The organism is Variovorax sp. LG9.2, from assembly GCF_035018885.1.
Lineage (GTDB): Bacteria > Pseudomonadota > Gammaproteobacteria > Burkholderiales > Burkholderiaceae_C > Variovorax.
The window spans coordinates 189,741-209,087 of record NZ_JASJXB010000001.1; the positions used below are offsets into that span (position 1 = coordinate 189,741).

The window sequence follows — 19,347 nt, forward strand, 5'->3', positions numbered from 1 at the left end:
CCTTTAATCGACGCCGGTAACGTAAAACTATTACTTCGTTTGTGGCGGGGTCAACATGCGAATAGCGATTCTGGAAGACGAGCCGGTCCAAATGGAGTCGCTGGTCGCGATTCTGGAAAACTCGGCGCTTTCTCCGCACGCCGAGACGATCTGTTCCCGCTTCTACAACGGCGACGATCTTCGTCGCGCACTGGGCCGCGAGAAGTTCGACCTGCTCATCCTCGATTCGACGACCGAAGGAATGACCAGCCTGAACATCGTTCGCTGGCTACGCATCTTTCAGCAGTCGATGTCACCCGTGATCATGCTGAGCGCGCGCGGGTCGGAGCGCGAAGTGGCCGAAGCACTGACAGTGGGTGCCAACGACTACGTCATCAAGCCGTTCAGGCGAATCGAGATGCTGGCACGGGTGAACCGGTTTCGGCCGCCTGAGACCAACGCGCGGAGCGCAGCAGAAACCTTTGGCGACTGGACGTTTCTGCACGACAGCGCATTCGTGGTCTTTGCAGGGCCACCCGAACAAATCGTCGAACTGAAAGAGCACCATTTCAGCCTGGCGCTCGCCTTGTTTCGAAATCTCGGGCATATCGTGACGCGATTCGAGTTGCTCGAAGCGACCAACCAGAACTTGAGAACGATGAACACCCGCATTCTCGACAACCAGATCTTCATCATGCGCCGTCGACTCGCACTCGAGGCCCATGGATTGCATTTGCAGACAATCTACGGAGCCGGATATCGCCTCGCGCCAATGCCGGTCCCGGCCGCAATCTCGGTCTCGGTCTCGGTCTCGGCCTGACTCGACACCGGCAGCAGATTGTTCTAAGCGCTCCATCCCGCCTCTGACCGTCGTCCTTCACTCTACCGTGACGCTTTTGGCCAGGTTGCGCGGCTTGTCGACATCGGTCCCGCGCGCGCAGGCGGTGTGATACGCCAGTAGTTGAAGCGGCACGACGTGCAGCAAAGGCGACAGCGCACCGTAGTGCTCCGGCATGCGGATCACGTGCAGGCCCTCGCTGTTCTCGATGCGCGTGTCGGCATCGGCCAGCACATAGAGCACACCGCCGCGCGCGCGCACTTCCTGCAGGTTGCTCTTGAGCTTTTCGAGCAGCGCGTCGTTAGGTGCGACCGTCACGACCGGCATCTCGCTCGTCACCAGCGCGAGCGGGCCGTGCTTGAGTTCGCCTGCGGCATAGGCCTCGGCGTGGATGTAAGTCACCTCTTTCAGCTTCAGCGCGCCCTCGAGCGCGATCGGGTAGTGCGGCCCGCGGCCTAGAAACAAGGCGTTTTCCTTGCGTGCGAAGTCTTCGGACCACGCGATGATTTGCGGTTCGAGCGCCAGCACCGACTGCAGCGCCACGGGCAGATGCCGCATCTCTTTCAGGTAGCGCGCTTCGTCGTCGGACGTGAGGCGCCCCTTGGCCTTTGCCAGTGCGAGCGTCAACAAGAACAGGCCAGCCAGTTGGGTCGTAAACGCTTTGGTAGATGCCACGCCGATCTCGATGCCGGCCCGCGTGATGTACGCCAGCTTGCACTCGCGCACCATGGCGCTGGTCCCGACGTTGCAGATCGTCAGTGTCTGCTCCATGCCCAAAGCGCGCGCGTGCTTGAGTGCGGCCAGCGTGTCGGCGGTTTCGCCGGACTGCGTGATGGTGACGACCAGCGTTTTGGGGTCGGGCACCGAGTCGCGATAGCGGTACTCGCTGGCGATCTCGACCTGGGTCGGGATTTTGGCGATGCCTTCGAGCCAGTACTTGGCAGTGCAGCCGCTGTAGTAGCTGGTTCCGCACGCCAGTATCAACACCTTGTCGATATCCTTGAAAACGCGGTGCGCGCTGGCACCGGTTTTGCCGTCGTGGCCGATGCCGTCGAACAGCTCCGGCACGATGCCTTCGACACCTTCGAGCGTGTCGGCGATGGCGCGCGGCTGCTCGAATATTTCCTTTTGCATGTAGTGCCGATACGGGCCAAGTTCGACCGCGCCGCTGTGCGCAAGCACGGTGCGCACCGGTCGCTTGCTGGTGCCGACACTCTTGTGCGCACGGTCCACGATCCAATATTTGCCCGGCTGCAGATCGACCACATCGCCTTCTTCGAGATAGACGATTTGATCGGTCACGCCGGCCAGCGCCATCGCATCGCTCGCCAGGAAGTTCTCGGCTCCGTCTTTGCCGACGCCGAGGATGAGCGGCGAGCCGGCACGCGCGCCGACCACACGCTGCGGCTCGTCCCGGCAGATCACGGCGATGGCATAGGCGCCCTGCAGTTGCAACACCGCAGCCTTGACCGCATCGAACAGATCGCCGTCGTAGAGGCTGTCGATCAGATGCGCGATCACTTCGGTGTCGGTCTGGCTCGAAAAGACATAGCCGCGGGCCTGCAACGCGGCGCGCAATGCATCGTGGTTTTCGATGATGCCGTTGTGCACGAGCGCCACGCGCGCTGGCTTGCGGCTGTCGATGCCTTCGCCCGCACCATGGCTGAAATGCGGATGGGCGTTGTGCACGACCGGCGCGCCATGCGTGGCCCACCGCGTGTGCGCGATCCCGGTTCGGCCCTCGACATGGTCGTCATGCACCTGCACCAGCAGGTCGGCCACGCGCGATGTCGTGCGCGTCCGCGTCAGGCCGTTGGCGTGCACCGCGACGCCGCACGAGTCGTAGCCCCGGTACTCCAACCGCTGCAGTCCCTGGACCAGGATGGGAACAATGTTTCGATGGGAAGCCGCGCCGACGATGCCGCACATGGGAAGGCCTTGAAAAGTAGATTCAGAAGCAGAATCGTAGTCGCTTGCTAGAAATTGATGTTTCCATAATTTCGATTTAAATGAAATTAAAGTTCAACGCCAATAGTTATTGAACTTTTATTCCATAATATTAGATATTATGGAATCAATTGAACTCGATGCCTTGGACCTCCGCCTCTTGGACGCCCTGCAGCGCGACGCGTCGCAGACCAATCAACGGCTCGCTGCCGATGCGCACATCTCGCCACCCACATGTCTCCGGCGCGTGCAGCGCCTGCGCAAGGCCGGCTTCATCGAGCGCCAGATTGCCCTGTTGTCGCCCGATCGCCTGGCCCCGGTACTGGGACATGGCTTGCAGGCAGTGGTCGAGATCTCGCTCGATCGGCAGGGCGCCGAAGCCCTCGATGCTTTCGAGGCGCGCGTCGTCTCGGACGACGCGGTTCAGCAGTGCTATCGCGTGTCGCCGGGGCCGGATTTCGTGCTGATCGTCGTGGCGCGCGACATGCCCGGCTACCTTGCGCTGGCGCAGCGTCTCTTTTCTGCCGACGCCAACGTGCGCAACGTGAAGGCGTTCTTCAGCCTGAAGCGCGCCAAGTTCGAGCCGAAGGTGCCGCTGACCTGACTGCACCGAGCCTCAGGCTTTCGGCGCCTTCTTCGGACGCGTCCAGTCACCGAAGCTCACCTGCCGTCCGCGCGACACGGTCAGCACATTCGGCTCCGTCGATTTGGTCACCGTCGAGCCGCCGCCCACCGTGCCGCCCGCGGCAATGGTGATGGGTGCGACCAGCACGCAGTTGCTACCGATGTGCACGTCGTCGCCGATGATGGTCCGGTGCTTGTTAGCGCCGTCGTAGTTGGCGGTGATGCTGCCCGCGCCGAAATTGACGCGCTCGCCGACGGTCGCATCGCCGAGGTAGGCCAGGTGATTCGCCTTGGCGCCCGCCGCCAGCGTCGAGTTCTTGACCTCGACGAAATTGCCGATGTGCACGTCGGCCCCAAGCCGTGCGCCGGGGCGCAAGCGCGCGAAAGGTCCGACCAGCGCGCCGGCGCCCACCGTCACGCCCGTCTTCTCGCCGTCGATGTGCGTGAAGGGATGAATCACCGCGCCCGTGTCGATGCGCGCATTGGCGATTACGCAGTTGGCGCCGACGCGCACCCCCGCTCCCAGCGAGACCGCACCTTCGAACACGCAGTTGACGTCGATCTCCACATCGGCCTCGCAGAACAGCGTGCCGCGCAAATCGAAGCGCGCCGGGTCGGCCAGCCGCACGCCGGCTTCCATCAAGGTCGACGCCTGCCGCAATTGCCAGGCCCGCTCGAGCGCAGCCAACTGCGTCGGACTGTTGACGCCGGCCACCTGCAAGGCATCGGTCGTCAGTTTCGCCAGCACCGGCACACCGTCGATGGCGGCCAGCTTCACGATATCGGTCAAGTAGAACTCGCCCTGCGCGTTGCGGTTGTCCAGCCGTGCGAGCCAGTCTTTCAACAGGCGGGCCGGTACGGCCATGACGCCGCTGTAAACCTCCCGAATGGCGCGTTGCTCTTCGTCAGCGTCCTTGTGTTCGACGATCGCCTGCACCGACTCGCCATCGATATCGCGCACGATGCGGCCATAGCCGGTCGGGTCATCGAACTCGATCGTCAGCAACGCGAGCCGACGGCCGGCGCTGGTTTCGAGCAATGCGCGCAGCGTATCGGCGCCGATCAGCGGCACGTCTCCGGAGAGCACCAGCACCGTGCCGTCGTCGGGCAACACGGGCATCGCCTGCTGCACGGCGTGGCCGGTACCGAGCTGCGGCACCTGCCGCACGAACTGGAGCGGCACCGCGGCGTTGCTGCTGCCGATGGCCTGCTCCACTTCGGCCGCGCCATGGCCTGTGACAACCACCACGTTGCGAGCGCCGATTTGCGCGGCCGTCTGGATGACATGCGAGAGCAGCGCGCGCCCACCCAGACGGTGCAACACTTTGGGCAAACTGCTCTTCATGCGCGTGCCGCGGCCGGCCGCCATTACGACGACGTCGACCGGCTCGTCGATCTCTTGTTGCGGAATCTGATTCATGCGTCTTTTTTACCGAATGCGTTGCACCCGGATGAGCGGAATTATCGCGGCGCTGGCATTCGGCGCCGTGCTCACCGGCTGCAGCGCCATCAAGCTCGCCTACAACAACCTGCCCGAGGTCGCCTACTGGTGGCTCGATGGCTATGTCGACTTCAGCGGGGCCCAGACGCCCAAGTCAAAGGACGATCTCACGGCGTTGCTCGCCTGGCATCGGGAAACCGAGTTGCCCAAGATCGTCGCCGTGCTGCAAAAAGCGGAGGCCCTGGCGCCCAACGACATCACGTCGGCGCAGGCCTGCGAACTGGTGGCCGATGTCCGAACGCGTCTAGTAGCAGCAGCCGAACGGGCGGAAGCGCCGGGCGCGGCGCTCGCCGTCACGCTGAGCGAGGCTCAGTTGCAAACCCTGGCGCGCAAGTACGCGAAGAACGACGCCGAGTACGTGAAAGACTGGGTCGATCGCGCACCGGCACAGCAGCAGGAAAAACGCTACGACAAGTTTCTGGAACAGAACGAGGATTTCTACGGCCGCCTGGACAACGACCAGCGCGACCTTTTGAACCGCCTCACCGCGCAGTCGATGTTCGATGCGAAGCGGGTCGATGCCGAGCGCCGCAAACGCCAGCAGGAAGCACTCGTGTTGCTGCGCAGGTTCAACGCCGAGCGCACCTCGGCCGCAGACGCGCAACCAGTGATCCACGCTTACGTGCAACGCATCGCCGAGCCTCGGCCCGGTGCATGGCGCGACTATCAGCAAGGCATGCTGGAAGAAGGCTGCCGGTACGTCGCCACGCTGCATAACGCCACGCGACCGGAGCAGCGCCAGAAGGCCGTGCAGCGGCTGCGCGCTTATCAAATTGATCTGCGCGACCTCGCCGCCAGGTAGGCGATCTCGAATGACCCGACCATCGCCATGAACGGCATCGACGTTGGTTCAACCCGCCAGCGTCGTGGCAGCGTCCCACGTGTACGTTGCGCCGAAGCCGTCCCATGGCTCCATCACGATGCGCTGACCCGCTTCGACCGTCATCGACTCGCCGGGTGCCAGCACGACGTCCTCGCTGCCCCACTTGTCGGTGGCGTCGCGTGTGACCCAGACCCGGCCTTGCCGCACGCGCAACACGCTGGTGCTCGCTGCCTTGAGACTGGCCGCCTGACCGACCGGAAGCTGCCAGGCGCCGCGGCGCACCGCCGGCGGAACCGCGGCGGCCCGAACCGGCAGCGACAGAGGCGAAAGCGAAGACGTGGTGTAAGCGGCAGCCATGGTGTTCTCCTGAACGGTGTTGCCGAAGCGCCTTGACATCAATAGCGCGATTCGGGAATGAATGATCTCCTTTGCTCCGTTGGCGGTCCAATGAAAACGCGGTAGCCTATTGATTCCGTTTTCGCATCAATCGATATGCAGCACTCCCAAACTCATCTGCGCTCCCGGCCGATTTCGGCAGGCAATCTGCGCGCCTTCGAAGCCGTGGCGCGGCACCTCAACTTTCGTGCCGCCGCCGAAGAGATGGCGCTGACGCAATCGGCTGTGAGCCGGCAAATTCAGGCGCTCGAAGAAGAAGTGGGGGTGAGTCTGTTCCTGCGCCATACACGCGCTGTCGAGCTGACGAGTGCCGGCGCGCAGCTGCTGCTGTCGGTGCAGCAATCGTTGCCGCGCATCGACGGCGCGGTGCGGCAGATCCGGCAAAGCGCGGGACGCAAAAGCGTGTCGCTCACCACCTTCGCCTCGTTCGCCTCGATGTGGCTTATCCCCCGGCTCGAAGCCTTTCAGCGCGACCATCCCGATATCGACATCCGCATCGACGCCAGCGACACGGCGGTCGATCTCGAAGTGGCCGACGTCGACATGGCATTGCGCTATGGCACGGGCGCCCACATGCCCGCGGGATCGATACGGCTTTTTGGCGAAACGCTGACACCGGTCGCCAGCCCCTGGCTCATCAAGAGCGGAGCGCCCATCAAGACGCCGGCAGACATCGCGCGCTTTGCGCTGATCGAAGCTGGCGACGCGCACCGCACGCACCTCGAATGGCTGACCTGGCGCCGCTGGTTCGAAGTACACGGGCTCGACCGCGCGCAACCCAAGCGCTGGCTCTACTTCAACTACGCCTACCAGATGGTGCAAGCCGCGCTGACCGGCCAGGGGCTGGTGCTGGCGCGCAGCTCGCTCATTTCCGAAAGTCTGGCCAACGGCGATCTCGTCGAGGTGCTGCCGCAACACCGCATGGACTCACCGATGGCCTACTGGCTGATCGTCGGGCCGCGCAATGCGATGCGTCCGGAGATCAAGGCGTTTTGCGAGTGGCTGGAGCTGCAGGCCACCACGACGCGCGGTGTCATCGGTGAAGCGCCTGACACGGATACCGTCGACTACATCGATTAGAGCGTCGACGGGGGCGTTCGATTCGGCTTCAGCCGACTGGCCAGACCACGCCGTTATCGTTCAGGATGGCATCGAGCGGCATGTCATGGGCCTCGGGCTCCAGGTCGTCCAGAAAACCTTGCGTGAAGCCGAGTCCCACCGTGAACGGCCGCGGTTGCAGCGTCGCCAGCGTGCGGTCGTAGAAGCCACCACCGTAACCCAGCCGATAGCCGCCCGCGCTGTAGCCGAGGCAAGGCACGAAGAGCAGCGTCGGCACGATCATCTCTGTGTCTTTCGGCTTAGGGATGTCGTAAGCATCGTTTTCCATCGGGCACCCCGGGTACCACGAGTGAAAAGTCAGCGTCTTGTGCACACGGTCGACCACCGGCAGGCCGATGCGGCGGCGATGCGGTTCATCGAGCAGTTCACCGTCTTCTTTCCAGCGATGCAGTGCCGGCAACGGGTCGAACTCACCCTTGATCGGCCAATAGGCGCCGATGACGGTGTCGGGCCTTCCGACCAGCCAGATGCGCATCACCCGCTGCAAAAGATCGGCGCGCTGAAGCCGATCGGGCAAGGCCAGACGTTGTTCGATCAAGGCTGCGCGCAATTGCGCTTTGAGAAATGCAGCCGTTTCCGACCGACTTTCTCCGGCGTTTCCATCGTGTGCTTTGTCCATAATCCCGCTATGCAGTTTCGAAGCATTTTGGCATCCCTACGCTTGCGCCCGCGTTCCTCTTTTTCCACCGCGGTCTCTGTCGCAGCTTCAGCCGTGGTACTTGCAGTCGCTGCGGTGCTGCAACCGGCTTGCGCCCAAACCGGCAGCGACGACGTCATGCTCCAGATGAAGCAGGCGTTTCAGCGCGGCGACAAGGGCCGCCTCACTGCACTGCTCCCGCAAGCACGCGGGAATACGCTCGAACCTTGGGCCGCCTACTGGGAGCTCAAGGCTCGCCTGCAGGAAGCCAGCCCGCTCGAAGTGCAGGACTTTTTGACCCGCTACGCCGGCAGCTACCAGGAAGATCGCTTACGCAACGACTGGCTGCTGGTGCTCGGCCAGCGTCGCGACTGGGACGGCGTGGCCGCCATGCATCCGTCCTACCGAATGGGCGATGACGCGCAGGTGCGCTGCTACGCCATTCTGTCGAGCCTTGCACGCACTGGCGCACCGACCCAGGAGCAGGCCGACGTCGTGCGCAAGAGTTGGCTGGCCCAGCGCGACGCCGACGATGGTTGCCTCACCGCCGCCGACCGCATGATCTCGGCGCGCTTGATGTCGCCGAACGACGCCTGGAAGAAGGCTCGGCTCTCGATCGAAGCCAATCGTCCGCAGGCCGCGCGCAACGCCGTCAATCTGGTGGCGCCCGACGCGGTGCCGCTGTTCGACGAGCTGAATGCCAGCGCGCCCAAGTTCCTCATCGGACGCGCCTTCGTCGCCGCCAAGTCGCGCAAGGAACTGGTGGTGTTGGCGCTCATCAAGACTGCCATCGCCGACCCGGAAATGGCCGCGGCGCAACTCGACAGCAAATGGGGGCCGATGTTGTCGCCCGAAGAGCGCAACTGGCTGTGGGGCGCTATCGGCCGGCAAGCTGCCAGCAAGCTTTCGCCGCTGGCGAACAGCTACTTTGCCAACGTGACGAAGAACGGCGACCTCTCCGACGACATGCTCGGCTGGAAGGTGCGCGCAGCCCTTCGCAACGCGCAATGGAAAGACGTGCAGGCCGCCGTCAATGCGATGAGCGAAGAAGCGCAGCTTGATCCGACCTGGGTCTACTGGAAAGCCCGTGCGCTTACTGCCCTGGGGGGCGAGCAGAACAAGGCCCAGGCCAGCATGCTCTACAACACCATTGCAGGCACGCGTGGCTTTTACGAACTGCTGGCGCTCGAAGAGCTCGGCCAACGCGCTGCAGTGCCGACCCGTCCATCGCCGCTCACGCCCGAAGAAAAAGCCGCGGCCCGCGCCAACCCCGCGTTGAACCGCGCGCTCTATGCCATCGCAACGGGCCTTCGCCCCGAAGGCACCCGCGAGTGGAATTACGCGACCAACCTGCACGACAAAGGCGGTATGGACGACCGCGCGCTGCTCGCAGCCGCAGACCTGGCCTGCCAACGCGAGGTGTGGGACCGCTGCATCAACACCAGCGAGCGCACCAAGGGCGTGATCGATGTGGACCAACGTTTTCCGATGCCGTTTCATGACACCGTGATACGCAAGAGCCAGGAGATCGGCCTCGACCCGGCTTACGTTTACGGTCTGATTCGGCAAGAGAGCCGCTTCATCATGGACGCGCGATCGGGCGTCGGCGCCTCGGGCCTGATGCAGGTGATGCCGGCCACCGCCAAGTGGACGGCGAACAAGATCGGCATGGCCGGCTTCACGCCCGGCCAGCTCAACGACCGCGAAACCAACATCACCATCGGCACCAACTACCTGAAGCTCGCGCTCGATGACTTCAGCGGCTCGATGGCACTGGCCGCCGCGGCCTACAACGCCGGGCCGGGTCGGCCACGCAGCTGGCGCAACGGACCGACCATGGATGCCGCCATCTGGGCCGAGAACGTGCCCTTCACCGAGACACGCGACTACGTGAAGAAGGTGCTGGCCAACACCACGAATTACGCCGCGTTGTTGACGGGTCAGCCGCAATCTTTGAAGGCGCGGCTGGGCATCATCGGACCGCGCGACGAACGTGTGCCGGAGCCCGTCAAGGACCTGCCCTGAATCGATGACCACTGAAGCTTTTATGCGCAAACTCTACGTCGGCAACAAGAACTACTCGTCCTGGTCGATGCGGCCCTGGGTGCTGATGAAGCAGGCCGGCATTCCGTTCGACGAGGTCATGGTCCGCTTCGATTCCTTCGACCGCGGATCGCACTTCAAGAACGCCATTGGCGCGCTCAATCCTGCAGCCCGCGTGCCGGTGCTGGTCGACGGCGAACTGGTGGTGTGGGACACGCTGGCCATCGCCGAATACCTGGCCGAAACCTTCCCTGAAAAGGCGTTGTGGCCACGGCTCGCCAACGACCGCGCGCGGGCTCGCAGCATCTGCGCCGAAATGCACTCGGGTTTCGGCGGGCTGCGCGGCCATTGCGGCATGAACATCGAGGCGTCGCTGCCCGAAGTCGGCGCAAGGCTCATGCGCGACGAGCCCACCGTCAAAAACGAACTCGACCGCATCGTGCAGATGTGGACCGGCCTGCTCGAACGCCATGGCGGCGCGATGCTCTTCGGCCACTTCACTATCGCCGACGCGTACTTCGCGCCGATCGGCTCGCGCATCAAGACTTACGGCCTGCCGGTCCCCGAATCGGTCACCGGCTACATCGAGCACGTGCAAGCGCTGCCAGGCGTCAAAGCATGGATCGACGACGCGCTCGTGGAAGAAGACTTCCTCGCTTTCGAAGAGCCCTACCGTACTGCGCGCTGAGGGAGTACTGAGGACGCGAGCGCCTGCCTAAACTCGCAGGATGCAAACTTATCTCGTCGGCGGTGCGATCCGCGATGCTCTGCTCGGCCGGCCCGGCGGCGATCGCGACTGGCTGGTCGTGGGCAGCACGCCCGAAGAGATGGCGGGGTTGCGCTACATCCCGGTCGGCCGTGACTTCCCGGTGTTTCTGCACCCGAAAACGCACGAGGAGTACGCATTGGCCCGCACCGAGCGCAAGAGCGCGCCGGGCTACCGCGGCTTCGTCATACACGCCTCGCCCGACGTCACGCTCGAACAGGATCTGGCGCGCCGCGATTTGACGATCAACGCGATCGCACTTGCTGCCGGGCAAGCCGACGTGGCACACCTTGCCGATCTCCGCATCGAGGCGCTCGTCGACCCCTTCAACGGCCAGCGCGACCTGCACGACAAGGTGCTGCGGCACGTGACCGACGCGTTCCGCGAAGACCCGGTGCGTATCCTCCGCGTGGCCCGTTTCGCTGCCCGCTTCTCAGACTTCACCATCGCGCCCGAGACGATGGCCTTGATGTGCGAGATGGTCTCCGCTGGAGAGGTCGACGCGCTGGTGCCCGAACGGGTTTGGCAAGAGCTGGCGCGCGGCCTGATGGAGCGCACACCTTCGCGCATGTTCGAGGTGCTTCGCGAGTGCGGTGCGCTCGCCGTGCTGCTGCCTGAAGTCGATCGCCTGTGGGGCGTGCCGCAACCCGTCGCACACCATCCTGAAGTCGACACCGGCGTGCACTTGATGATGGTGCTCGACATGAGCGCGCGGCTCGAGGCACCGCTGGCCGTGCGCTTCGCCTGCCTGACACACGACCTCGGCAAAGGCACGACAGCGGTCGACGTGCTGCCGCGCCACATCGGCCACGAACAGCGCAGCGCCAAATTGCTGCGGGCCGTGTGCGACCGCTGGCGCGTGCCGGTCGAACTGCGCGAGCTGGCCGATGTGGTGGCGCGTGAGCACGGCAACATTCACCGCAGCGGTGAACTGAACGCGGCAGCGGTCGTGCGGCTGCTGGAGCGCTGCGATGCGTTTCGCAAGCCGGGCCGCTTCGACCAGGTCTTGCTGGCGTGCGAGTGCGATGCGCGCGGCCGGCTGGGACTCGAAGAGCGGGCCTATTCGCCGCGCGACCGGCTGAACCACGCCCTCGCCGTCGCGCTGGGCGTGGCAACAGACGTCGTCGCCCGAGAGGCGCAGGCGGCAGGTGCCACCGGCCCGAAGATTGGTGAGGCCATCGCCCGCGCACGAATCGCCGCCGTCGGCGAAGCGCTCGCATCGGTCGAGTGAGCACGGTCACGGTCTGCCGTGGGAGCCTGCTCGGGGATTTGCGGCATTGACCGACGCGCCCGCAGCCTTGCTGCTGCTAAGGTGACAGGCGATGCAGTTACCCCCTCGCCTTACCCCCGACGCCGCCCTCTTTCTCGATTTCGACGGCACGCTCGTGGCCATCGCCGACACGCCCGAAGCGGTCGAAGTGCCGACTGCGCTGGTGCCATTGCTGCACGACCTGCACGGCTTGCTCGGCGGCGCGCTGGCGGTGGTGTCGGGCCGACAGATCGATGTACTCGACCGCTTTCTTGCGCCATTGCGATTGCCAGCGGCCGGCGAGCATGGCGTGCAGCGCCGCAGCGCCGAAGGCCATATCGACGAGCAGCGCGCGCCCGATCTCACTCTGATTCTCGAGTCCGCCAACGAACTGGCGCGGGTTCATGAAGGCCTGCTGGTCGAACGCAAACATGCCGCGGTCGCTCTGCACTACCGCATGGCGCCGCAGCTCGAAGCGGTATGCCGCGATGCGATGGCGCGCGCTATCAATGGGCAGCCCCAGTTCGAACTGCTGCACGGCAAATTCGTCTTCGAGGTGAAGCCAGCCGGCGTCAACAAGGGCACTGCCATCACCGCTTTCATGCGGGAGGAGCCGTTCGCGGGTCGCGTGCCCGTCTTCGCCGGCGACGACACGACGGACGAGACCGGCTTTGCCATCGTGCAGCCGCTCGGCGGTGTCGCCATCAAGGTGGGATCGGGTCCGAGCCAGGCGCTGCACCGACTCGATTCGCCACGCGCCGTGTACGAGTGGCTGGTGCAGGCGCGCGATCTGCTGGCCGAGCCAAGAAAGAACGCCAGCTGATGGGTCGCCTCGTCGTCATTTCCAATCGCGTGGCCGACCCACGGAAACCCGCTGCCGGCGGCCTGGCGGTCGCACTCGGCGAATCGTTGCAACAGACCGGCGGACTCTGGTTCGGCTGGAGCGGCCACATCGTCGAAGGCGGCACGGCCGGCGAAGGCGAAGTGCACAAGCAGCAGGCCGGCCCGGTCACGCTCGCGATGATCGATCTCAGCCGCGAGGATCACGACAGCTACTACCTCGGCTACAGCAACGATGTGCTGTGGCCGGTGTTCCATTACCGGCTCGACCTGGCGCACTTCGACGCCGGTTTCATCGGCGGGTATCGGCGCGTCAACCAGCTGTTCGCACGCAAGGTGATGCCGATGTTGAAGCCGGACGACATCATCTGGATTCACGACTACCACCTGATTCCGCTGGCGGCTGAACTGCGCGCCATGGGATGCAAGCAGCGCATGGGCTTCTTCCTGCACATTCCGCTGCCTCCGCAAGAGATCATGGCGGCCATCCCGCAGCACGAGTGGCTCGTGCGATCGCTCTTCGCTTTCGATCTGATCGGGTTGCAAACCCACCAGGACGTCCAGCACTTCGAGCGCTATGTCATCGGCGAAGCGCACGGCGAGGCGCTGGGCGACGACATGTACCGCGCTTTCGGGCAGACGGTGCGCTGCAGCGCCTTCCCCATCGGGATCGACGTGAACGAGTTCGCAGCGCTGACGCATGCGAAGGAAGGCCGCGAAATGTACGAGACGATGAAGCGCGAGTACTCGAGCCGTCGCCTCTTGCTCGGCATCGACCGGCTCGATTACTCCAAAGGCATTCCACAGCGGGTGAGGAGCTTTCGGGAGCTGCTCGCAAACTACCCGGAGAACCGCCGCAGCGCGACGCTGATCCAGATCGCCTCGCCCACACGAGAGAGCGTCGACGCTTACGCCGACATCCGGCGCGAGCTCGAATCGCTGTGCGGCGCCATCAACGGCGACTACGGCGAGCTCGACTGGATGCCGGTGCGCTACATCCACCGCATGGTGGCACGCAAGCGCGTGCCGGGGCTGTGCCGCGCGGCGGCCGTCGGGCTGGTCACGCCGTTGCGCGACGGCATGAACCTGGTCGCCAAGGAATATGTGGCAGCGCAAGACCCTGCTGATCCCGGCGTGCTGGTGCTGTCACGTTTTGCCGGGGCGGCAGAGCAGCTGAAGGAAGCGCTGCTGGTCAACCCGTACGACACGCACGGTACGGCAGAGACGGTGCAGCAGGCGCTGCACATGCCACTGGAAGAACGTCGGCAGCGGCACCAGAAGTTGCTGGCACGCATTCGCGAGCAGGACATCCATTGGTGGCGGCGTAGTTTTCTGGCGGCGTTGAACGAGGCGACTGGCAAGGGCTGAGCTTCGACCCAGATCACGCGCGGTTGGGCCCGATCACCTGCGCCAACCGGCATGGCCCGCCGCGGCTATGAGAACGCAGATCCTTCCGTTACCGGGACTTGGCGCCCGCCGGCTCCGAACCCCGCGCTGTCGTTCCGTCGCACGGGCGTCGACACTTACAACGCCGAAAAGCTTGCCAAGACCCGCAGTTGCGCCGCAATGCCGCTTGCGACATTGGTGGAAAAGGGCCCTGGCTTTGAGCGCTATACGTTGGCCTGTAACAGCGGGCAGACCCTGGCGGTGCGCTGCGACTTCGGCAACTGCCGCGCATCCTGACGCGCAGGCGCACCACCGGAGGCCTGCCCCTCCTTGGTGGCTTCCGATTTCCTAGATAGATCAGTCCAGCAGCGCCAGCGCGCCGTAATCCCCGACCTTGTCGCCGAGCCCCGCCGGCACGAGTTCGACTCCGCGCGTCAGCGGCACCAGCTTGCCGGCGATCTCCGACTGCAGGCGCGGCAGCAGGAAGTCGCGGTGGTTCCAAAACACGCTGCCGCCCAGGCTGATGCGCTGCAGATCGAGCGTTGCGATCAAGTTGTAGAGCATGCGGCCCATCACGCGGCATTGGGCATCGACGATGTGCAGCGCATGCGTGTCGCCCTGGGTGGCGGCCGCGAACAGGTCGGCTGGCGATTGCCGAAAGCGCCGCGCCATCGAGTTGCCGCCGATCAGCGCCTCGACATCGCCGACGTTGCCGCAGCCGCACAGCGCGCCGCTGGCGTCGTCGACCACGAAGCTATGGCCGGCGTGGCCGGCGTTGCCGTTCTTGCCGCGCAGTACCCGCCCGCCAACGCACAAGCCGACGCCGATACCGGTGCTCCAGGTGACGTAGGCGCAGTCGTCGATGCCTTTGAGCGCGCCCCACTGGCGCTCGGCTTCGAGGGCGGACACGGCATCGTTCTCCACGCGCACATAGGCGAAGCGCTGGGCCAGCGGCGCTTCGAGCAACGCCGTCATCCATTGATTGGGCAAGCCGCCTGATGGGCCAGCGATGCCGCCGCAAATGTTGGGCGAGGCGACTTCCACCTTGCCGTCGCGCAATTCGAAAGGGCCGGTCGTCGACACGCCGACACGGTTGACCGACGCCGGGTCGACGCCCTGCTCGGCACAGACGGCATCGATCAGCCGCATGACTTGCAGCGCGAGTGCGTCGTTGTTGCCGGTCCGGGCTGTGGGTTCGCTGCGACGGCCGAGCAACGGCACATCAGCGGAAGGAGAAAGACTGACGGCCACCTTGGTGCCGCCGATGTCGACGCAGGCTCTCATCGGGTCGTGATCCTTGGTTGTCGCTTGGTTATGTTCAAAGGTCGGACTTAAATCCAGCGCGCGATAAGCGCCGCGATCATGCTGAGCAGCACCGTGCTCGCGATCGGCAATTGCCACTCACGTCCAAGCGCGCGGAATTCGAAATCGCCCGGCAAGCGGCCGAAGCCGAACTTGCGCAGCCACTGCGTGAGCCCGCTCATCAGCACCAGCGCCAGCACGACGACGATCAGCCAACGGATCATGCGAGGCTTCGAGCGTTCAGGATGCCGAGCGCGGCGCGGTGCAGTTCAGGCGTGGCGGCGGCGATGACGCGACCGTCGGACGCGAGGCCGAGGGGCTGGCCGAGCCAGTCGGTGACGACGCCACCGGCGGCTTCTATCAGCCCGGTCGGGCCGAGATAGTCGTAGGGCTGCAAGCCGGTTTCCACCACCAGGTCGATGGTGCCGCCGGCCAACTGCGCATAGCCGTAGCAGTCGCCGCCGAAGCGACGCATGGCGCACTGCCGGCTCAATCGGTGGAATGCCTGCCAGTCGGCGGCGTTGAATATGTCCGGCGACGTCGTCACGATGCGGGCCTTGTCGATCGCCCTGCAGCTGCTGACCTCGACCGTCTCGCCATTGCGCTGCGCACCCCTGCCGGCCTGCCCGATCCAGCGCTCGCCGAGCACCGGCATATCGACCATGCCGAAGACGACGCGGCCGCCTTGCAGCACGCCGACGAGCGTGCCCCACAGCGGTGAGCCGGTAATGAAGCTGCGCGTGCCGTCGATCGGGTCGAGCACCCAGATGCGGTCGGCGTCGAGACGCTCGGGCCCGTGCTCCTCGCCGTAGATGCCATCGGCGGGACAGCGCTCGCCGAGGATTTCGCGCATGGCGGTTTCGGCAGCGCGATCGGCCAGCGTCACGGGGCTGTCGTCGGCCTTGGTGATGATGTCGAGCGAGATCCGAAACCAGCGCATCGAGTGGGCAGCTGCAGCATCGGCCAGCGCGTGGGCGATGGCCAGCGGATCGCGTGGATCGTGGGGCTCGTTGGCGGGGAAGCTCAATTCGGGACGTCCGTCGGTGGTCTGAAAAATGCTTGATTGAAAGCAGTCACCAGATTAAACCCGACCGGCCGTCGATTGACAGCGCCGACGAGCGACGCCTACCATTCCCAAACAAACGATGAGCCATTCCGGCTCACGAAAGAAATCGATGTTGCGCATCTTTGTTCGAAGCGTCTATTGCGTACTGGCCCTGTGGATAGGCCTCATGACCGTCGCCAGTGCCACGCCGTCGCCAAGCGAAGACAAAGTCATCCAGACCTTGATCCAGCGCGTCGAGAAGACCACCGACATGGTTTTCGTGCGCAACGGGAGTGAGTACAACGCGACCGATGCCGCCTCGCACATGCGCAGCAAGTACGACCACTTCAAGGCAGAGATCGTCACTGCCGAAGACTTCATCGAGCGCTGCGCCACCCGCTCCGAGATGACCAAGGTCGCCTACAAGGTGAAGCTGGCCGGCGGCGCGGCGATGCGCGAATCGGGCGACTTCTTACGGGACGAACTGCGCAAGCTGCGGCAGCACTGAACCGCGCTCACAGGGTATGCGTGCGGTCGCCCTCCGCGAAACCTATCGCATCCCACGGCGCGCCGACCGCAAAGCCGATGACCTTGAAGAGCTCACCCATTTCGTGCTCGTGCACCAGATGCGCCGCCATCGCGCGCTGCGCCGGCGTGCCCTGCTCCATGTGCGTCAGCAGCCCGCAATTCAAAAGAAACCTCGCCTGGCTGCAGTAGCCGAGCACTTCGAGCCCGGCGTTCTGGCCAGCCAGCGCGATGCCGGTGAAGTTGACGTGCGCAGTGATGTCCTTTAGCCCGACATCCGACAGCGGATCGCCGTCGGCCATGTGCGCGCGGTGGCACATCACGGTGCCCATGTGGCGTTGCGGGTGGTAGTACTCGGCCTCGGGAAAACCGTAGTCGATAAAGAACGCCGCGCCCTGCGTCAGCCGGTCGGCCAACGTGGCCATGAAAGCCTCGGCTTGGGGGTGGATCTCGGTGAGGTAGTCGTGGTCGCCGGTTACCTCGACGGGAGGCCGCAGCTCGGTCGGCCGGTCTTGCCACGACCATCCGTCGGCGTCCGGCGCCTTGACGACCCCACGTTCGAACCACGCGCCGCCCACGCGTGCCAGCAGTTGCACCGGCATCGCGTCGAGCACCTCGTTGCCAACGACCACGCCTTGCATCGTCTCCGGCAACTCAGAGAGCCATTCGACCCGGTCGCCATGCGCTGCCAGCGCCAGTTGCTGCCGCGCCCGCAAGGTGCCGGAGAGGTCGACGATGCGATAGCGCGCAACCTTGGTGCCAAGCGCCGCGAGCGCATCCAGCAACTGCCCCGCTAGCGCGCCGGAGCCAGCGCCGAACTCCCACACCGTGTCGGTACCGGTCTTGTCCAGGGCTTGGGCCACCTGTGCGGCCAGAGTGCGGCCGAACATCGGCGTCAGTTCTGGCGCGGTGACGAAATCGCTGCCCGACGACGGCATCTGTCCGAACTTGGTGGAGCTGTTCGCGTAGTAGCCCAACCCCGGTGCGTACAAGGCCATGGCCATGAAGCGGTCGAACGGCAGCCAGCCACCGCCGCGCTCCAGCGCGGCATCGATAATCCGGGTCAACGGGTTGGCGCGCACGGCGCCGCATTCCAAATTCATTCGAGAAATTTATCAGGATGGCCGACATGGTCGCTTCGACCCCTTCAGCAAGACCACGCGGCGTGCTCGTTACGGGCGGCGGGCGACGGCTCGGCGCGGCCATCTGCGAAGCCTTCGCGCGAGCCGGATGGCAGGTGTGGTGCCACTACCGCGCCTCGCGCGACGCTGCCGAAACCCTGTGTGCCAGCCTGCGCGATGAAGGCTTTGCCGCCACCGCCATCGAAGCGGACATCGACGACGAAGACGCGCGCAGGGTGCTGGTCGAACGAATCTCTGCTGCCACGCCGCTGGCATGCATTGTCAACAACGCTTCTGCTTTCGAGCCGGACACCGCGCTGGATTTCAAGCCGGACGCCGCGCTCAGGCAACTCGGCGTGAACCTCATCGCGCCGATGTCTTTCGCGCGGCTGCTGGCGCGGCAACCAGCCGATGGCACCGACCGGTCGGTGGTCCACATACTCGACCAGAAGGTGTTCAACCTGAACCCCGACTACTTCTCCTACACCGTGTCTAAGCTGGCGCTCGAGCGCGCCGTGTCGCTGCAGGCGCAGGCGCTGGCGCCCGCCGTGCGCGTGTGCGGCGTGGCGCCGGGCATCCTGTTCACCAGCGGCCCGCAAGACGAAACCAACTTCGCGCGGGCTGCGCGCGCCAACCTCATGCGTCGGCCGATCGACCCCGCCGACGTGGCGCGCACCTGCGTTTTTCTGGCCGGCACGCCGAGCGTGACCGGCACCACCCTGTGCGTCGACAACGGCCAGCATTTGGTGCCGCTGGAACGCGACATCATGTTCGTCGTCGACGATTTGCTGAAAGCTTCCCCGCCATGACCACTGCCGCCCTCGATCCCCTGCTGCTCTCCTGCCGACGCGTCTTTTTGAAGAACTACGAGGTCTGGATCAACATCGGCGTGCACGAGTTCGAAAAGAAGGCCGAGCAGCGGGTAATCATCAACGTCGACCTGTATGTGCCGCTGGAAATTTCGACGCCCAAAGCCGACGAGTTGGACGAAGTTGTCGACTACGACTTCATTCGCCGAACCGTGGCAGCGCGGCTGTCTCAGGGGCATATTCATTTGCAGGAGACGCTGTGCGACGACCTCCTGGCGGCCATATTGGCGCATCCGAAGGTGCACGCGGCACGCGTATCGAGCGCCAAACCCGATGTCTATCCCGACTGTGAAGCGGTGGGCGTCGAAGTCTTCAGGAGCAAATGAACATGGCAGAA

At 64.7% G+C, this 19,347-nt stretch carries 21 protein-coding genes; 13 read left to right on the plus strand and 8 right to left on the minus strand.

The window, feature by feature from the left end; genetic code table 11:
* Positions 1 to 55 precede the first annotated feature (55 nt).
* Entirely contained in the window at positions 56 to 799 is a 744-nt protein-coding gene (locus QN413_RS00880) for a response regulator transcription factor (protein WP_323494799.1), read from the plus strand.
* Between the two features lie 57 nt (positions 800 to 856).
* Here QN413_RS00880 and glmS read toward each other — a convergent pair whose 3' ends face one another.
* Positions 857 to 2,746, minus strand: coding sequence for a glutamine--fructose-6-phosphate transaminase (isomerizing) (gene glmS / locus QN413_RS00885; protein ID WP_323494800.1), 1,890 nt, complete (start codon positions 2,744 to 2,746; stop codon positions 857 to 859).
* A 139-nt stretch (positions 2,747 to 2,885) separates the two neighbouring features.
* Here glmS and QN413_RS00890 point away from each other — a divergent pair, with 139 nt between their 5' ends.
* Positions 2,886 to 3,368: an Lrp/AsnC family transcriptional regulator gene (locus QN413_RS00890; protein WP_323494801.1), complete on the plus strand. Its 483-nt coding sequence runs from the start codon at positions 2,886 to 2,888 to the stop codon at positions 3,366 to 3,368.
* A 12-nt stretch (positions 3,369 to 3,380) separates the two neighbouring features.
* Here the strand turns inward: QN413_RS00890 and glmU are convergent, their stop codons facing one another.
* On the minus strand, positions 3,381 to 4,808 hold the full coding sequence (gene glmU, locus QN413_RS00895) for a bifunctional UDP-N-acetylglucosamine diphosphorylase/glucosamine-1-phosphate N-acetyltransferase GlmU (protein ID WP_323494802.1): 1,428 nt from the start codon (positions 4,806 to 4,808) through the stop codon (positions 3,381 to 3,383).
* Positions 4,809 to 4,839: 31 nt separating this feature from the next.
* Here glmU and QN413_RS00900 point away from each other — a divergent pair, with 31 nt between their 5' ends.
* Positions 4,840 to 5,691 (plus strand): DUF6279 family lipoprotein, encoded by an 852-nt coding sequence (locus QN413_RS00900; protein WP_323494803.1) that lies wholly within the window; start codon positions 4,840 to 4,842, stop codon positions 5,689 to 5,691.
* Between the two features lie 48 nt (positions 5,692 to 5,739).
* Here the strand turns inward: QN413_RS00900 and QN413_RS00905 are convergent, their stop codons facing one another.
* Positions 5,740 to 6,069: a DUF2917 domain-containing protein gene (locus QN413_RS00905; RefSeq protein ID WP_323494804.1), complete on the minus strand. Its 330-nt coding sequence runs from the start codon at positions 6,067 to 6,069 to the stop codon at positions 5,740 to 5,742.
* 135 nt (positions 6,070 to 6,204) lie between these two features.
* On the opposite strand from QN413_RS00905, the gene QN413_RS00910 reads away from it, so the two are divergent.
* Positions 6,205 to 7,188: a LysR substrate-binding domain-containing protein gene (locus tag QN413_RS00910; RefSeq protein WP_323494805.1), complete on the plus strand. Its 984-nt coding sequence runs from the start codon at positions 6,205 to 6,207 to the stop codon at positions 7,186 to 7,188.
* 28 nt (positions 7,189 to 7,216) lie between these two features.
* On the opposite strand, the gene QN413_RS00915 is transcribed toward QN413_RS00910, so the two are convergent.
* Positions 7,217 to 7,846: a 5-formyltetrahydrofolate cyclo-ligase gene (locus tag QN413_RS00915; protein WP_323494806.1), complete on the minus strand. Its 630-nt coding sequence runs from the start codon at positions 7,844 to 7,846 to the stop codon at positions 7,217 to 7,219.
* 9 nt (positions 7,847 to 7,855) lie between these two features.
* On the opposite strand from QN413_RS00915, the gene QN413_RS00920 reads away from it, so the two are divergent.
* The 6 genes from QN413_RS00920 (at position 7,856) to QN413_RS00945 (ending at position 14,445) form a co-directional block, all read left to right on the plus strand.
* On the plus strand, positions 7,856 to 9,889 hold the full coding sequence (locus QN413_RS00920) for a lytic transglycosylase domain-containing protein (protein ID WP_323494807.1): 2,034 nt from the start codon (positions 7,856 to 7,858) through the stop codon (positions 9,887 to 9,889).
* A 22-nt stretch (positions 9,890 to 9,911) separates the two neighbouring features.
* The gene (locus QN413_RS00925; RefSeq protein WP_323494808.1) at positions 9,912 to 10,595 is read left to right on the plus strand and encodes a glutathione S-transferase family protein; all 684 of its coding nucleotides are present in this window, start codon (positions 9,912 to 9,914) and stop codon (positions 10,593 to 10,595) included.
* A gap of 40 nt (positions 10,596 to 10,635) precedes the next feature.
* Entirely contained in the window at positions 10,636 to 11,904 is a 1,269-nt protein-coding gene (locus tag QN413_RS00930; RefSeq protein ID WP_323494809.1) for a multifunctional CCA addition/repair protein, read from the plus strand.
* A gap of 91 nt (positions 11,905 to 11,995) precedes the next feature.
* Positions 11,996 to 12,745 carry a trehalose-phosphatase gene (gene otsB / locus QN413_RS00935; protein WP_323494810.1) on the plus strand — a complete coding sequence of 250 codons (750 nt, stop codon included), beginning with the start codon at positions 11,996 to 11,998 and terminating at the stop codon, positions 12,743 to 12,745.
* On the plus strand, positions 12,745 to 14,130 hold the full coding sequence (otsA, locus tag QN413_RS00940; protein WP_323494811.1) for an alpha,alpha-trehalose-phosphate synthase (UDP-forming): 1,386 nt from the start codon (positions 12,745 to 12,747) through the stop codon (positions 14,128 to 14,130). The genes otsB and otsA overlap by 1 nt, the downstream gene beginning before the upstream one ends.
* Before the next feature lie 51 nt (positions 14,131 to 14,181).
* Positions 14,182 to 14,445, plus strand: a complete 264-nt coding sequence (locus tag QN413_RS00945; protein WP_323494812.1) for a hypothetical protein — start codon at positions 14,182 to 14,184, stop codon at positions 14,443 to 14,445.
* Positions 14,446 to 14,505: 60 nt separating this feature from the next.
* Here the strand turns inward: QN413_RS00945 and QN413_RS00950 are convergent, their stop codons facing one another.
* From QN413_RS00950 to hisN, 3 genes are read right to left on the minus strand one after another with little or no spacing between them, the layout of a single operon-like run.
* Entirely contained in the window at positions 14,506 to 15,432 is a 927-nt protein-coding gene (locus QN413_RS00950; protein WP_323494813.1) for an ROK family protein, read from the minus strand.
* Between the two features lie 47 nt (positions 15,433 to 15,479).
* Positions 15,480 to 15,674, minus strand: coding sequence for a DUF2905 domain-containing protein (locus QN413_RS00955; protein WP_187054408.1), 195 nt, complete (start codon positions 15,672 to 15,674; stop codon positions 15,480 to 15,482).
* Complete coding sequence (gene hisN / locus QN413_RS00960) at positions 15,671 to 16,477, minus strand: histidinol-phosphatase (RefSeq protein WP_323494814.1); 807 nt, start codon at positions 16,475 to 16,477, stop codon at positions 15,671 to 15,673. Before hisN ends, QN413_RS00955 begins: the two co-directional genes overlap by 4 nt.
* 148 nt (positions 16,478 to 16,625) lie before the next feature.
* On the opposite strand from hisN, the gene QN413_RS00965 reads away from it, so the two are divergent.
* On the plus strand, positions 16,626 to 17,003 hold the full coding sequence (locus QN413_RS00965; protein WP_323494815.1) for a DUF5329 family protein: 378 nt from the start codon (positions 16,626 to 16,628) through the stop codon (positions 17,001 to 17,003).
* Between the two features lie 7 nt (positions 17,004 to 17,010).
* Here the strand turns inward: QN413_RS00965 and QN413_RS00970 are convergent, their stop codons facing one another.
* Entirely contained in the window at positions 17,011 to 18,024 is a 1,014-nt protein-coding gene (locus tag QN413_RS00970) for a class I SAM-dependent methyltransferase (protein WP_416352114.1), read from the minus strand.
* A 125-nt stretch (positions 18,025 to 18,149) separates the two neighbouring features.
* Between QN413_RS00970 and QN413_RS00975 the strand changes: the two genes are divergently transcribed.
* Both QN413_RS00975 and QN413_RS00980 read left to right on the plus strand, forming a co-directional pair.
* On the plus strand, positions 18,150 to 18,950 hold the full coding sequence (locus QN413_RS00975) for an SDR family oxidoreductase (RefSeq protein WP_323494817.1): 801 nt from the start codon (positions 18,150 to 18,152) through the stop codon (positions 18,948 to 18,950).
* Positions 18,947 to 19,336, plus strand: coding sequence for a dihydroneopterin aldolase (locus QN413_RS00980; RefSeq protein WP_323494818.1), 390 nt, complete (start codon positions 18,947 to 18,949; stop codon positions 19,334 to 19,336). Before QN413_RS00975 ends, QN413_RS00980 begins: the two co-directional genes overlap by 4 nt.
* Positions 19,337 to 19,347: the final 11 nt, after the last annotated feature.

Bases quoted from the DNA above. Each gene is read 5' to 3' on its own strand.
- QN413_RS00880 (WP_323494799.1), top strand. From the start codon at position 56: ATGCGAATAGCGATTCTGGAAGACGAGCCGGTCCAAATGGAGTCGCTG.
- glmS (WP_323494800.1), bottom strand. From the start codon at position 2,746: ATGTGCGGCATCGTCGGCGCGGCTTCCCATCGAAACATTGTTCCCATC.
- QN413_RS00890 (WP_323494801.1), top strand. From the start codon at position 2,886: ATGGAATCAATTGAACTCGATGCCTTGGACCTCCGCCTCTTGGACGCC.
- glmU (WP_323494802.1), bottom strand. From the start codon at position 4,808: ATGAATCAGATTCCGCAACAAGAGATCGACGAGCCGGTCGACGTCGTC.
- QN413_RS00900 (WP_323494803.1), top strand. From the start codon at position 4,840: ATGAGCGGAATTATCGCGGCGCTGGCATTCGGCGCCGTGCTCACCGGC.
- QN413_RS00905 (WP_323494804.1), bottom strand. From the start codon at position 6,069: ATGGCTGCCGCTTACACCACGTCTTCGCTTTCGCCTCTGTCGCTGCCG.
- QN413_RS00910 (WP_323494805.1), top strand. From the start codon at position 6,205: ATGCAGCACTCCCAAACTCATCTGCGCTCCCGGCCGATTTCGGCAGGC.
- QN413_RS00915 (WP_323494806.1), bottom strand. From the start codon at position 7,846: ATGGACAAAGCACACGATGGAAACGCCGGAGAAAGTCGGTCGGAAACG.
- QN413_RS00920 (WP_323494807.1), top strand. From the start codon at position 7,856: ATGCAGTTTCGAAGCATTTTGGCATCCCTACGCTTGCGCCCGCGTTCC.
- QN413_RS00925 (WP_323494808.1), top strand. From the start codon at position 9,912: ATGCGCAAACTCTACGTCGGCAACAAGAACTACTCGTCCTGGTCGATG.
- QN413_RS00930 (WP_323494809.1), top strand. From the start codon at position 10,636: ATGCAAACTTATCTCGTCGGCGGTGCGATCCGCGATGCTCTGCTCGGC.
- otsB (WP_323494810.1), top strand. From the start codon at position 11,996: ATGCAGTTACCCCCTCGCCTTACCCCCGACGCCGCCCTCTTTCTCGAT.
- otsA (WP_323494811.1), top strand. From the start codon at position 12,745: ATGGGTCGCCTCGTCGTCATTTCCAATCGCGTGGCCGACCCACGGAAA.
- QN413_RS00945 (WP_323494812.1), top strand. From the start codon at position 14,182: ATGGCCCGCCGCGGCTATGAGAACGCAGATCCTTCCGTTACCGGGACT.
- QN413_RS00950 (WP_323494813.1), bottom strand. From the start codon at position 15,432: ATGAGAGCCTGCGTCGACATCGGCGGCACCAAGGTGGCCGTCAGTCTT.
- QN413_RS00955 (WP_187054408.1), bottom strand. From the start codon at position 15,674: ATGATCCGTTGGCTGATCGTCGTCGTGCTGGCGCTGGTGCTGATGAGC.
- QN413_RS00965 (WP_323494815.1), top strand. From the start codon at position 16,626: ATGTTGCGCATCTTTGTTCGAAGCGTCTATTGCGTACTGGCCCTGTGG.
- QN413_RS00970 (WP_416352114.1), bottom strand. From the start codon at position 18,024: ATGGCCATGGCCTTGTACGCACCGGGGTTGGGCTACTACGCGAACAGC.
- QN413_RS00975 (WP_323494817.1), top strand. From the start codon at position 18,150: ATGGTCGCTTCGACCCCTTCAGCAAGACCACGCGGCGTGCTCGTTACG.
- QN413_RS00980 (WP_323494818.1), top strand. From the start codon at position 18,947: ATGACCACTGCCGCCCTCGATCCCCTGCTGCTCTCCTGCCGACGCGTC.